We start from the raw sequence: 12,809 nt of genomic DNA on the forward strand, positions 1-12,809 counted from the left end.
AACGGACCGGCCGACCGACCGGCTAGCGTCGGTGGCGGCCGGAGCGGCGGCGACGGTGCGGACAGTCGGGAGGCGTCATGGCCGGGGCACTTCGGCTTGGTGGGCGGACGTTCGCCCCGGGTGAGCTGGTGGTGATGGCCATCGTCAACCGCACACCGGACTCGTTCTTCGACCGGGGCGCCACCTTCGCCGCCGACAGCGCGCTGCGCGCCGTCGAGCGGGCTGTCGACGAGGGCGCGGCGATCATCGACATCGGCGGGGTCAAGGCGGGGCCGGGCGTCGACGTGGACGTCGCGGAGGAGATCCGGCGGACGGTGGACACCATCGCCGCCGTACGGGCCGCGTTCCCGGAGGTGGTCATCTCCATCGACACCTGGCGCGCCGAGGTCGCGACGGAGGCCGTGGCGGCCGGCGCGGACCTGCTCAACGACACCTGGTCGGGCGTCGACCCGGCGCTCGCCCGGGTCGCGGCGGACACCGGCGCAGGTCTGGTCTGCTCGCACGCCGGCGGGCTGGTCCCCCGGACCAGACCGCACCGGGCCGCCTTCGACGACGTGGTCACCGACGTGGTCGCGACGGTGACCGGGCTCGCCGAGCGCGCGGTGGCGGCGGGGGTACGCCCCGACGGGATCCTCATCGACCCGGCGCACGACTTCGGCAAGAACACCAGGCACTCCCTGGAGATCACCCGGCGGCTGGACGAGCTGACCGCCACCGGGTGGCCGGTGCTGGTGGCGCTCTCCAACAAGGACTTCGTCGGCGAGACGCTGGACCTGCCGGTGGCCGAGCGGCTGGAGGGCACCCTCGCCGCGACGGCGGTCTCCGCCTGGTTGGGCGCTCGGGTGTTCCGGGCCCACCAGGTCGGGCCCACCCGTCGGGTGCTGGACATGGTCGCCTCGATCCGCGGCGACCGCCCGCCGACGGCGACCCGGCGAGGTCTGGCCTGAGTCGTCCGGTCGCGGTAACCGACGTGAACGGCAGGCGGAGCGGCACGAACGCCGGAGGTCGCGGCGCTCAGGTCCAGCGCAGGATGTTCCTACGCCAGGCGTAGAGGATGCCGAGGGCGAGCACCGCCACGAACACCGCCATCTCCACCACCGTGACCAGGCCGAAGCCCGGCCGATCGAAGACCACCGCCCACGGGAAGAGGAACACCGCCTCGACCGCGAACAGCACGTACAGGTAGGCGTAGACGTAGTAGCGGATCTGCATCTGCGCCCAGTCCGCGCCGACCGGGTCGAGCCCGCACTCGTAGCTGGTCCGCTTGCCGAACGGGTCGGCCGGACGGGCGGGACGTAACACCCGGTTGGCCGAGAACGCCGTCACAAAGAACAGAACACTGACGAGCAGCAAGAGCCCGAGCGTCGCGTACGAGCCCAGGTAACCGGTCACGTCGGGAGCCTACCGCCCGCTCGGTTGGGGCGTCCCAAACACGTTACGGATTTGTTTCCGGGCGGGACTAGTGCGCCGAGGCAACTGTTAACGAACATTGGACTTCCACCCATGGCACCGGAGGACAGATGGCCCGCGTGAAGGTATCGCCCGATCGCCGGGCTGCGGGGCAGCATCCCGCGCCCCTGCTGGCGACCTCGCTCACGCTCGGGCTGCTCGCGGCGCTCGTCGGCGCTCCGGCCCTCGCCAGCGCCGCGGTGCCGCGTACCCACCCGATCGCCGCCGTGACGGAGTCGGCGCCCGACCCCGATCCGGACCCGGAGACCACCCCGTCGGAGGAGCCCACCCCGACCGAGGATCCGGGCGGCGATCCCGTGCCGACCTACCCGGCCCCGGAGACCACCGCGCCGCCACCGGAGACGACGCCGCCTCCGCAGACCACCCCGCCGAACGTGCCACCGGCGCCGACCACCACCGCTCCCGCTCCGGCCGGCAGCACCCGGCCGCCGACGCTGGGGCCGCCGGCTCCCCCGGTACGGCCGCCCGCGCCGGGTGGCACGCAGGTGCCGGCGCCCAGTCCGCTCGGCGTGCAGGTGACCACCGAGGACGTCACCCTGCCCGAGGCGTACTGGAACGCGGCCAGCACCACCACCACACTGCGGGTCACCGTGGCGAACACCGGCACCGTCGCGCAGCAGGTGCGACTCTCGTACACCCTGCCGGCCGGGCTGAGTGACGCCGGGACGAAGGGGTGCGTCGCCGCGGGCGGTGGCGCGTACCGCTGTGGGGCCTGGACGGCCGAGGCGGGCGTCCGGTTCAGCAGCGTGGTCCGGCTGCGGGTCGCGGGCGACGCCTGGGAGCGGATGCCGATCAGCGGCTCCGTGCAGGTCGTCGCGGACGCGCCGGGGATGCCCGGCGAGGCGGCCGACGACCAGGGCTTCGCGGTGCTGTTTCCGCCCGGCCCGCCGGTGCCCGGGATCGCACTGGCCGCCGACGAGGTCGCGTTCGACATCAGCGGCGCGGCCAGCACCCTCGCGGTGCGGCTGGTCAACACCGGCACGGTGGACGCCGCCGGCCTGGTGGAGGTGATCCTGCCGGCCGGGGTGAGCGTGCCGACCCCACCGGTGGGTTGCGTGGCGGTCGAGGCGTCCCGCACCCGGTGCGACGCGGGCCTGCTGGCGGCCGGCGAGACCCGCGAGCTGCGGCTGCCGGTGGAGGCGACCGCCCAGGCCCAGCGGGAGGCGCCGCTGTCCGGGGCGGTGATCGGTCAGCTCGACCCGCGCAACGGCGCGACCCGGCGGGTACAGATGAGCTTCCGCATCACCGCAGCGGCCGCGCTGGCGACACCCGTCGTCTCGCCGCCCGCGCCGACCGGCTCCCAGGGCGTACTCCCGGCGGGCGCCACCACCGACGACGACGGCGGCATGACCTCGGTGCAGCGGACCGCTGTCATCCTGATCGCGGTCTCCGCGCTGCTGGTGGTGCTTGCCCTCACGCTGGCGACCACCTCGCTGCGCCGCCGGTTCGGCGGGTCGGCGGCCGAGCCCGCGGCTCCGCCCGCCGACTGACCGATCGACGACCCTGGCCGTCACCGGTCGGGGTCGCGGGCCGGCCGGTGACGGTGATCTGAATTACGGCGGGCGGGGCGAAACCCCGCAATGCCGGGCAAATCTTACGTTGATCGGGTCTCAGTCGGCGGACCTCCGGGGAGGGTCGGGGGTCCGTTCGACGTAGGCTCTCACTGAGGAACGACAGCGGACCGGGCCAGCCTGGGGCGGTGCGGTGGAACGTTGCGTCAAGGAGGTCCCGTGGCCGGGCAGGGCGAGGTCCCGCAGTCGCGAACGAAGGTGGCACAGTGACCAAGCAGATCCGTCAACTCGACCGGGTGGTCATCCGGTTCGCCGGTGACTCCGGCGACGGCATGCAGTTGACAGGCGACCGGTTCACCTCGGAGACGGCGCAGCTCGGCAACGACATCTCCACGCTGCCGAACTTCCCCGCCGAGATCCGGGCTCCCGCCGGCACGCTGCCGGGCGTGTCGAGCTTCCAGGTGCACTTCGCCGACTACGACATCCTCACGCCGGGCGACGCGCCGAACGTGCTGGTGGCGATGAACCCGGCCGCGCTCAAGGCCAACCTTGCCGACCTGCCGCGCGGCGCGGACATCATCGTCAACACCGACGAGTTCACCCGGCGCAACCTGGCCAAGGTCGGCTACCAGACCAGTCCGCTGGACGACGACTCGCTGGCCGGCTACGTCGTGCACCCGGTGGCGCTGACCTCGATGACTGTCGGGGCGCTCGCCTCTCACCAGGTGTCCAAGAAGGACGCCGAGCGGTCGAAGAACATGTTCGCCCTCGGCCTGCTCTCCTGGATGTACTCGCGACCGTACGAGTCGACCCTGCGCTTCCTGGAGCGCAAGTTCGCTGCCCGTCCCGAGCTGGTCGCCGCGAACGTGGCCGCCTTCAAGGCCGGCTGGAACTTCGGCGAGACCACCGAGGACTTCGCGGTCCGGTACGAGGTCAAGCCGGCCAAGATGCAGCCGGGCACCTACCGCAACATCACCGGCAACGCCGCGCTGTCGCTCGGCCTGGTCGCCGCCGGGGTCCGCTCCGGGCTGCCGGTCTTCCTCGGGGCTTACCCGATCACGCCGGCGTCGGACATCCTGCACGAGCTGAGCAAGCACAAGCGCTTCGGTGTGCTGACCATGCAGGCCGAGGACGAGATCGCCGCGGTCGGAGCCGCGCTGGGCGCGTCGTACGGCGGGGCTCTGGGCGTGACCACCACGTCCGGTCCGGGTGTGGCGCTCAAGAGCGAGACGATCTCCCTTGCGGTGGCGTTGGAGCTACCGCTGGTGATCGTGGACGTGCAGCGGGCCGGCCCGTCGACAGGTATGCCGACCAAGACCGAGCAGGCCGACCTCAACATGGCGCTCTACGGGCGGCACGGCGAGGCGCCGGTCGCGGTGATCGCGCCGAAGTCACCGTCGGACTGCTTCTTCGCGGCGCTGGAGGCGGCCCGGATCGCGCTTACCTACCGCACGCCGGTGATCCTGCTGTCGGACAACTACGTGGCGAACGGCTCCGAGCCGTGGCTGCTGCCCGACGTCGAGTCGCTGCCGGACCTGCGGGTGGAGTTCGCCACCGAGCCCAACGGCGACGACGGCACCACCTTCCTGCCCTACCTGCGCGATCCGGAGACCCTGGCCCGGCCGTGGGCGATCCCCGGCACGGCGGGGCTGGAGCACCGCATCGGCGGCCTGGAGAAGGCCGACAAGACCGGTGACATCTCGTACGACCCGGCGAACCACGACTTCATGGTGCGTACCCGGGCCGCCCGCATCGAGACGATTCCGGTTCCGGACATCGAGGTGGAGGACCCGGACGGCGACGCCCGGGTGCTGGTGCTGGGCTGGGGCTCGACGTACGGCCCGATCGGCGCGGCCTGCCGTGGTGTGCGCCAGCGTGGGCTGTCCATCGCCCAGGCGCACCTGCGGCACCTCGCCCCGATGCCGGCCAACCTCGGCGAGGTGCTGCGCTCCTACGACAAGGTGGTCATCCCGGAGATGAACCTGGGCCAGCTGGCCCACGTCATCCGGGCCCGCTACCTGGTCGACGCGATCAGCTACAACCAGGTCCGCGGTCTGCCGTTCACGGCCGCCGAGCTGGAGACGACGCTGGAAGAGGTCCTGAAGAATGTCTGAGCCTGTCGCCCTCAAGCTCACCGCCAAGGACTTCAAGTCCGACCAGGAGGTGCGCTGGTGCCCCGGGTGCGGTGACTACGCGATCCTGGCGGCCATCCAGCAGTTCATGCCGGAGTTGAACATCCCCCGCGAGCGGACGGTGTTCGTCTCCGGGATCGGCTGCTCGTCGCGTTTCCCGTACTACATGAACACGTACGGGATGCACTCGATCCACGGCCGCGCCCCGGCGATCGCCACCGGCCTGTCGGTGTCCCGGCCGGACCTGTCGGTCTGGGTGGTCACCGGTGACGGCGACGCGCTGTCCATCGGCGGCAACCACCTGATCCACGCGCTGCGGCGCAACGTCAACCTCAAGATCCTGCTGTTCAACAACCGTATCTACGGCCTGACCAAGGGTCAGTACTCGCCGACGTCCGAGGTCGGCAAGGTCACCAAGTCGACGCCGGCCGGCTCGGCCGACGCGCCGTTCAACCCGCTCTCGCTCGCTCTCGGCGCGGAGGCCAGCTTCGTCGGTCGCACCATCGACTCCGACCGCAAGCACCTGCAGTCCGTGCTGCGGGCCGCCGCGGAGCACGAGGGCTCGGCCTTCGTGGAGATCTACCAGAACTGCAACATCTTCAACGACGGGGCATTCGAGCAGCTCAAGGACCCGTCCACCCGGGACGACTACCTGATCCGCCTGGAGCACGGGCAGCCGATCACCTTCGGCGCCGACGGGCAGTTCTGCGTGGTGCACCCGCCTGGCGCGTTCGGCCTGGAGGTCCGGGAGACCAGCTCGGTCCGCCCGGAGGAGATCGTCGTGCACGACGCGACGGTCACCGACCCGGCGTACGCGTTCGCGCTGTCCCGGCTGCCCGGCCTGGACCTGCGCAACACCCCGATCGGGGTGTTCCGGTCGGTGGACCGGCCGTCCTACGACAGCGTGGTCCAGGATCAGCTCGCGGCCGCCAGGGCGACTGTCACCGAGACCCCCGAGCAGCAGCTCGCCGGCCTGCTGGGCAGCGGCGACACCTGGACGATCCTCTGACCTGTCCGACCTGAACGACAGCGGCCGTCCCCGATACCCGGGGGCGGCCGCTCTCGTCGTACCGGTGCTGCTTCAGCGCTGGGCGGAGGCGGGGGTCCAGAGGTTGTCGATCTCCTTCTCGGTGGCCGCGAGGCTCGCCTCGTGCAGCGGGATCAGCTCGGCCATCGCCGGCACCGAGGGTGCCAGGGTCAGCTCGGTGCTGATGAAGCGCGGCTCCAGGCCGGTCATCGACAGGCCGTGCGGGAGCCACTGCTCGGCGTGATCCCAGCCGTGGCGCGGGGTGCCCTCGCCGTAGCCGCCGCCCCGGGTGGCCAGCACCACGAACTCGCGGCCGCCGAGCAGACCCTCCTGCGTCGTCGGGTCGTAGGTGACACCGGCGACGACCAGGTGGTCGACCCAGGACTTGACGCTGCTGGGGGCGCCGTAGTTGTAGAGCGGCAGGCCGAGCAGCACCACGTCGGCCTGCTTCACCTCGTCGACGAGTCGCAGGCTGAGCTCCCAGGACTCGCGCTGGGCCGGGGTGTGCTGGTCCGGAGGCGTCATCCGCGCCAGCCCGCCGTGCGAGTCCAGGTGCGGCAGCGGCTCGGCGCCCAGATCACGGTAGGTCACCGTGCCATCGGGGTGTGCCGCGCGCCAGGCGGCGGCGGCGCGGGCGGTGAGTTGCCGGCTGACCGACCAGTCGCCCCGGATGCTCGAATCGATATGCAGCAGGTTCATGATTCCTCCTCCAAGGATCGTCTGTGTGGCGTCAACTATTTATAGCAGGCAGATGTTCCGACGCGTCGGTAGACTGGGTCACATGTCCGCCCTGCCGCTGGATCCCTCGGAGCACCGCTCCGGTGCCCTGCTGGACCACCTGGCCCGGCGGATGCGACTGCGGGCCGAGTCGGTGCTGGCACCCCTGGGTCTGCGGCCCCGGCACCTGGTCGCGCTCACGGTGCTGCGCGCGGGCGGGGGCACCAGTCAGCAGGCGCTCGCCAGCACCCTCGAGATGGACAGCACCAACATCGTCGGGCTGCTCAACGACCTCGAAGCGAAGGATCTGGTCGAGCGGCGGCGGTCACCCCAGGACCGTCGACGACACGTCGTCGAACTCACCGAAGATGGGGCGAAACGCCTCAAAGAGGCGGAGTGCGCCCTCGCGGGTGCCGAGGACGAGGTGTTGGGGGCGTTGGAGCCCGCCGAACGGGAGACGCTCTACGAGCTGCTCCGGCGCGCTGCCACCACGACACCGATCAGCTGCACCGAGGCGCTCATCGAGGAGCCCGACGCCTGCTGACGGCCGAGCGTCAGACGGTCGTCGCGGACTGCGGGCGGTCGTCGCGGACGTGCACCAGCATGTCGCCGGTCTCGATCACCGCACCGGCCCGGTCGGCCAGGGTGACCACCTTGCCCCGCCGGACCAGGGCGATCACCAGCGAGTCCAGCTCGCGCGGCGAGCGGCCGACCTCGTCCCGCTCGGCGGAGCGCATCGCCAGCGCCATGCCCTGCCCCGGCGTGAGCAGGTCCTCCACCACGTCGATAAGCGGCGGCGCCGAGGTGGACAGGCCGAGCAGGCGGCCGGCGGTCGCCGACGAGACGATCACGTGGTGGGCGCCGCTCTGCTTGAGCAGCGGGGCGTTCTCCGCCTCCCGCGCCGCCGCGATGATCCGGACCTGCCCGGCGGTGAGCTGCCGTACGGTAAGCGCCACCAGCACCGACGCGTCGTCGCTGTCGGTCGCGATGATCACGGCCTTCGCGTTCTTGACATGCGCCTCGTTGAGCACCGACGACCGCGTCGCCGAACCCTCGATCGCCACCAGCCCGGCCGACGTGGCCTGTCGCAGCGCGACGCTGCTGCGCTCCACCACCACGATCCTCGACCGATCCAGGCCGTTCTCCATCAGGGCGTTGACCGCGCTGCGGCCCTTCGTGCCGTAGCCGCAGATGATGACGTGGTCCTTCACGACTCTCCTCCACCGCGACAGGCGACGGCCGGTCCGGTACTGCTCGGTCAGGACTTCCAGGGTGGTGCCGACCAGGATGATCAGGAAGAGCACCCGGGCCGGGGTGACGAACAGGACGTTCACCAGCCGGGCCGACGGCGCGGCCGGGGTGATGTCCCCGTAGCCGGTCGTGGAGAGCGAGACGACCGCGTAGTAGAAGCAGTCGAGCAGGGTGAGCCCGTCCTCGTTGACGTCGCGGTAGCCGTCCCGGTCCAGGTAGACCGCCGCCACCACGGCGAAGACCAGACCCAGGGCGGCAGCGAGCCGGAGGCTCAGCGCGCTCAGTGGGCCCCGGCGCTGCGCGGGAAAATGGATCACCGTCGAACCTGTTCCGCCACCGTCGCCTGCACGACCACAACATAGCGGGTACGCCGTGGACTGCACGCCCCGGTCGCGCCGACGAACCACCGCCGTCGGCCGACCCGACCCGCAGGGGTCGGTAGGCAGGGCCGACAACCGGCATGATGGAGGTGTTCCTCCGACGACGACCGCGAGAGTGAGGTCCGCATGTCGTTGCTGCGACGCGTGATCGGTGGGGTGCTGCGCCGGCTGCGCCAGAGTCAGGGCCGCACACTGCGCGAGGTGGCCGCGTCCGCAGGGGTCTCCGTGCCCTACCTGTCGGAGGTCGAGCGGGGCCGCAAGGAGGCCTCGTCGGAGGTGCTCGCGGCGATCTGCCGGGCACTCGGCATCCACCTGTCCGACCTTCTCGAAGAGGCCCGCGACGACCTGCGCCGGGTCGAACGGCGCACCCCCGCCGCGCCCCGGGCGGCGCTGGCCCGGCTGGAGCGGGTGCCGTCGGCGCGCACCGAGACCGGTTCGAGCTTCCGGATCGGCTTCCAGCCGAGTGGGTCGACGCCACCTGTGGCCGCCGTCCCGGCCCCCGTCCGGCAGCCGGTCGGGCCGGTGCTGCGGCTGGGCGGGCAGATCCTGCACGTCGGCGGTCCGGCATCGCCTGTCGGGTCGACAGTCGGCGGGGCAGGGCTGCGGGTCCGGCTGATCGCCTCCGCGCCGGCGGGGCGCCCCGGCCCGCGTACCTCCAAGATGCTGGCCTGCCGCCGGGCCCGGGCGGGCCGGCGGCGACTGACCCTGGTGTAGGCCGGCCGGGTTCTGCCCTGGGCGGATCTGCCAGCGGCAGAATCCCTGGCCAGCGGCCGGGCGTCGCCGCACGCTGGAGGTGCCGGTCCCCCGGGCGGTCCCCCGCCCGCCGGCGCGGTGGAGGGCGGCGACGGATGATCGGGTACGGCGTGTGGATGCGGGACGGCGGGCAGCCGACCTTCGGTGATCAGGTGTTCGAGCGGCTGCTGCGGGAGCGGATCGTCTTCCTCGGCACCGAGGTGACCGAGGAGTCGGCCAACCAGATCTGCGCGCAGATCCTGCTGCTCGCCGCCGAGGACGCCGACCGGGACATCTACCTCTACATCAACTCGCCGGGCGGCTCGGTGAGCGCCGGAATGGCCGTGTACGACACGATGCGCTACGTCCGCAACGACGTGGCCACGCTGGCGCTCGGGTTCGCCGGCTCGATGGGGCAGTTCCTGCTCTGCGCGGGCGCGGCCGGCAAGCGGTACGCGCTGCCGCACTCGCGGATCATGATGCACCAGCCGTCCGGCGGGATGGGCGGCACCGCCTCGGACATCACCATCCAGGCGGAGAACATGCTGCACGTGAAGCGGACCATGCAGGAGCTGATCGCCCAGCACAGCGGACGGACACTGGACGAGATCCAGCAGGACTGGGACCGGGACCGGTGGTTCACCGCCGAGCAGGCCCGGGAGTACGGCCTCATCGACCGGGTGCTCGCCCGAGCCGACCAACTGCCGGCGGACTGACCCGAGGTGGCCAGGCACCCCCGGGTGGTGCCCGTTGGTTAGGGTCACGTCTATGCGTCGACTGATCCCTACCCTTTCGATTGCCCTCGCCGCCGCCCTCGTGGCCGGTTGCGGCACCACCTCCGGCGACACCGGGGGGTCGGGCTCCTCCGCCGGACCCTCCGCCGCTCCGGCAACGTCCAAACTCGAACCGACCGCCGCCGTCCGGCAGGCCATGGAGCGCAGCCTCGCCGGCACGGTCACCATGGACGCCTCGGTCAAGGCCGGCAACCAGTCGATCACCCTCAGCGGCAAGATGGACCCCGCCGCCAAGACCATCCACGTCACCGGGAACGCCCCGGAGCCGATCGAGGCCCGGCTGATCGGTGACGCCGCCTACATCAAGTCGGACTCGCTCGACGGCGACAAGCCCTGGATGAAGATCGACCTCAGCAAGCTCCGACCGACCAGCTCGCTGCGCCAGTCGTTCGACCTCAAGGCGCAGACCGGCATCATCGGCGGCATCGTGACCACCCAGGAAGTGAGCCCCGGCCACTACAGCGGCACCGCCGACCTCAACAAGGCCGCAGAGGCCGCCGGCACCGACGGCGGAATGCGCGACGGCCTGGAGTCCACCGCCAAGCTGGCGAAGGACCCGAAGGCGATCCCCTTCGAGGCGACCGTCGACGGCGACGGCCGGCTCACCGCACTGTCCTACACGATCGCCACGAAGAAGGTCGGCGATCTCGTCACCGACATGAAGATGAGCGGCTTCGGCGAGCAGGTCTCGGTTACCGCCCCGCCTGCCGGTGACACCGAACCGGCCTCCGCGGAGATGTACAAGTTCCTCTGACCCCACCACGACGCGGTGCCCTCCGGACGATCCGGAGGGCACCGCTGTTTGCGGGGCTCTGCTGCGGGCTGGGCGGTAACGTTTCGCCGCGCTGTCTCGTCCTTGGGGTGACAATCACAAGGAGGATCCATGTTCGCCGCTTACGTGACAGTCACCATCATCGCTTCGGTCTTCACCGCCATCGCCGCGGTCACCTACCTGATCGGCCACGACTATCCCAAGGCCCAGGCGGACATGAAGCGGATCCCTCATTCGTGGCTGCCGGTGCTGGGCCTGCTGCTGGCGGCGGGCTCGGTGGGGCTGGTGGTCGGGTTCGCCGTGCCGCTGCTGGGCACACTCGCCGCCGTGGGTCTCGTGCTGTACTTCGTCGGCGCGCTGATCGCGCACCTGCGGGTGGGGTCTCGCAAGCTCGTGGGCTGGGCGGTCTTCTTCGTCACCGTGCTGGCCGCGCTGGCCGTCAACCTGGCCTACCGCTTCTAGATGATCTATTCGAATGGGCCGGACCACCGAACGCCCGTCGCTCGGGGGACGTGTCGCGGCGAGTCGACCTCCGGCTGACGACAGGGACCAAATGCTCCCGTGCGGCACGACCTCCGGCCGCACGACCCGCGATCGCTGGCAATCTTGGACACTTTCCGTTAGCGGCTAACGGAAAGTGTCCAAGATTCACCCTGCCAACTGCCTCCCGCGCCGCTACGAATACGAGCCGACCAGTGTGGCGTCGTCGCGGGTGGGGCCGACGGCCAGACGGTCCCCGATGGTGCGCTGGAACTCCTGGAAGGCGGTCAGTTCGGTGAGGCCGTCGCCGTCGACCACATGGACGAAAGTGATCCCGTCAGCCAGCCGGAAGGCGCTGTACCGCAGACCGGGCGGTGCCGCGGCCGCCAGTTCGGCGAAGACGTTCTCGATCAGACGCTGGTTCTCGTCTGCTGCTTCGGGCTTGGTCTGGTAGCGGATCACTGTTGCGCTCATCGGGCCCTCCCTGCTGGTTTCGCTGTCACTGGTACTGACCGCGCAAAACCCGGAAACTCATCGCCACGTTGCCCGTCAGGAGCCGGTCGAGGAGATGCTGTGGACCTGGAGGACGAGTTCGCGCAGTACCGGGGTGAGCTGGTCGCGCACTGCTACCGGATGCTCGGCTCGCTGCACGACGCGGAGGACGCGGTACAGGAGACGTACCTACGTGCGTGGCGGGGATTCGCAGAGTTCGAACAGCGCTCGTCGGTGCGGACCTGGCTCTACCGGATCGCCACCCGGGTCTGCCTGAACGCGTTGCAGCACAGCAGCCGCCGGATGGTGCCGTCGGCGTTGGGTGCTCCCGGCACCGATCCCGACGACCTGGAGGCGCGGGCGCTGGAGGCGACCTGGTTGGAGCCGTTCCCGGATCTCCTGCTGAACGCCGACCCGGCCCTGGTGGTCGGGACCCGGCAGAGCCTCAGGCTGGCGATGGTTGCCGCGTTGCAGCACCTGCCGCCGCGGCAGCGCGCAGTACTGATCCTGCGGGAGGTCCTCGCGTGGCAGGCGTCCGAGGTGGCGGATCTGCTCGAGACGACGACGGCAGCGGTGAACAGTTCACTCCAGCGGGCGCGTGCGGAACTGGCCAGGCTCGCACCGGCCGAGGACCAGTTCAGCGAACCAGAGGAGCCCGCCCTCCGTGCGCTTCTCGACCAGTACGCCACGGCCTTCGAGAAGGCCGATCTGGTCGCGTTGGAGGGCTTACTGACCCAGGACACCCGGTGGGAGATGCCGCCGATTCCCACCTGGTTCGACGGTCGCAAGGACGTACTGCGTCTGCTGACGGCGAAGCTGCTGCCGGGAGAGGGACGGCGCATCATGGTGGAGACGTCCGCGAACGGGCAGCCCGCGTTCGCCTGCTACACCCGCGGACGCGACGACACCTTCCACGCGCACACCTTGCAGGTGCTGACAGTGACCAGGGCCGGCGTCTCCGCGGTGCTGGCGTTCCACCGAGCCGACCTGTTCCCTCTCTTCGGACTGCCGATCGACAGGCGTCCGCAGGAGTGACCCAGTGGTGGGGATG

Annotated in this window: 14 protein-coding genes; 10 read left to right on the forward strand and 4 right to left on the reverse strand. The window is 70.9% G+C overall.

The window, feature by feature from the left end; genetic code table 11:
- Positions 1-77: 77 nt before the first annotated feature.
- Complete coding sequence (gene folP / locus ACGFIE_RS00110) at positions 78-947, forward strand: dihydropteroate synthase (RefSeq protein WP_393289425.1); 870 nt, start codon at positions 78-80, stop codon at positions 945-947.
- A 67-nt stretch (positions 948-1,014) separates the two neighbouring features.
- Here the strand turns inward: folP and ndhC are convergent, their stop codons facing one another.
- A complete protein-coding gene (gene ndhC, locus ACGFIE_RS00115; protein ID WP_007455225.1) occupies positions 1,015-1,392 on the reverse strand; it encodes an NADH-quinone oxidoreductase subunit A in 378 nt (125 codons plus the stop codon).
- 128 nt (positions 1,393-1,520) lie between these two features.
- Between ndhC and ACGFIE_RS00120 the strand changes: the two genes are divergently transcribed.
- The 3 genes from ACGFIE_RS00120 (at position 1,521) to ACGFIE_RS00130 (ending at position 6,122) form a co-directional block, all read left to right on the forward strand.
- Positions 1,521-2,960, forward strand: coding sequence for a hypothetical protein (locus ACGFIE_RS00120; RefSeq protein WP_393289428.1), 1,440 nt, complete (start codon positions 1,521-1,523; stop codon positions 2,958-2,960).
- Between the two features lie 287 nt (positions 2,961-3,247).
- Positions 3,248-5,095 (forward strand): 2-oxoacid:acceptor oxidoreductase subunit alpha, encoded by a 1,848-nt coding sequence (locus ACGFIE_RS00125; RefSeq protein WP_393289430.1) that lies wholly within the window; start codon positions 3,248-3,250, stop codon positions 5,093-5,095.
- Entirely contained in the window at positions 5,088-6,122 is a 1,035-nt protein-coding gene (locus ACGFIE_RS00130) for a 2-oxoacid:ferredoxin oxidoreductase subunit beta (RefSeq protein WP_266248570.1), read from the forward strand. The genes ACGFIE_RS00125 and ACGFIE_RS00130 overlap by 8 nt, the downstream gene beginning before the upstream one ends.
- Before the next feature lie 72 nt (positions 6,123-6,194).
- Here the strand turns inward: ACGFIE_RS00130 and ACGFIE_RS00135 are convergent, their stop codons facing one another.
- Complete coding sequence (locus ACGFIE_RS00135) at positions 6,195-6,839, reverse strand: FMN-dependent NADH-azoreductase (protein ID WP_393289433.1); 645 nt, start codon at positions 6,837-6,839, stop codon at positions 6,195-6,197.
- A gap of 82 nt (positions 6,840-6,921) precedes the next feature.
- On the opposite strand from ACGFIE_RS00135, the gene ACGFIE_RS00140 reads away from it, so the two are divergent.
- On the forward strand, positions 6,922-7,401 hold the full coding sequence (locus ACGFIE_RS00140; protein WP_393289435.1) for a MarR family winged helix-turn-helix transcriptional regulator: 480 nt from the start codon (positions 6,922-6,924) through the stop codon (positions 7,399-7,401).
- Positions 7,402-7,411: 10 nt separating this feature from the next.
- Here ACGFIE_RS00140 and ACGFIE_RS00145 read toward each other — a convergent pair whose 3' ends face one another.
- A complete protein-coding gene (locus tag ACGFIE_RS00145; protein WP_393289437.1) occupies positions 7,412-8,425 on the reverse strand; it encodes a potassium channel family protein in 1,014 nt (337 codons plus the stop codon).
- A gap of 189 nt (positions 8,426-8,614) precedes the next feature.
- Here ACGFIE_RS00145 and ACGFIE_RS00150 point away from each other — a divergent pair, with 189 nt between their 5' ends.
- The 4 genes from ACGFIE_RS00150 to ACGFIE_RS00165 all read left to right on the forward strand — a co-directional run bounded on the left by ACGFIE_RS00150 (position 8,615) and on the right by ACGFIE_RS00165 (position 11,248).
- A complete protein-coding gene (locus tag ACGFIE_RS00150; RefSeq protein ID WP_393289439.1) occupies positions 8,615-9,202 on the forward strand; it encodes a helix-turn-helix domain-containing protein in 588 nt (195 codons plus the stop codon).
- Positions 9,203-9,336: 134 nt separating this feature from the next.
- Positions 9,337-9,936 carry a ClpP family protease gene (locus tag ACGFIE_RS00155; protein WP_393289442.1) on the forward strand — a complete coding sequence of 200 codons (600 nt, stop codon included), beginning with the start codon at positions 9,337-9,339 and terminating at the stop codon, positions 9,934-9,936.
- 52 nt (positions 9,937-9,988) lie between these two features.
- Positions 9,989-10,768: a hypothetical protein gene (locus ACGFIE_RS00160; RefSeq protein WP_393289445.1), complete on the forward strand. Its 780-nt coding sequence runs from the start codon at positions 9,989-9,991 to the stop codon at positions 10,766-10,768.
- A gap of 129 nt (positions 10,769-10,897) precedes the next feature.
- Positions 10,898-11,248 (forward strand): DoxX family protein, encoded by a 351-nt coding sequence (locus ACGFIE_RS00165; protein ID WP_393289447.1) that lies wholly within the window; start codon positions 10,898-10,900, stop codon positions 11,246-11,248.
- Positions 11,249-11,461: 213 nt separating this feature from the next.
- Here ACGFIE_RS00165 and ACGFIE_RS00170 read toward each other — a convergent pair whose 3' ends face one another.
- Positions 11,462-11,740: a hypothetical protein gene (locus tag ACGFIE_RS00170; protein WP_393289449.1), complete on the reverse strand. Its 279-nt coding sequence runs from the start codon at positions 11,738-11,740 to the stop codon at positions 11,462-11,464.
- Positions 11,741-11,839: 99 nt separating this feature from the next.
- Here ACGFIE_RS00170 and ACGFIE_RS00175 point away from each other — a divergent pair, with 99 nt between their 5' ends.
- Positions 11,840-12,793: a sigma-70 family RNA polymerase sigma factor gene (locus tag ACGFIE_RS00175; RefSeq protein WP_393289451.1), complete on the forward strand. Its 954-nt coding sequence runs from the start codon at positions 11,840-11,842 to the stop codon at positions 12,791-12,793.
- The last annotated feature ends 16 nt before the right edge of the window (positions 12,794-12,809 follow it).

Source organism: Micromonospora sp. NPDC049275 (assembly GCF_043197115.1).
Lineage (GTDB): Bacteria > Actinomycetota > Actinomycetes > Mycobacteriales > Micromonosporaceae > Micromonospora.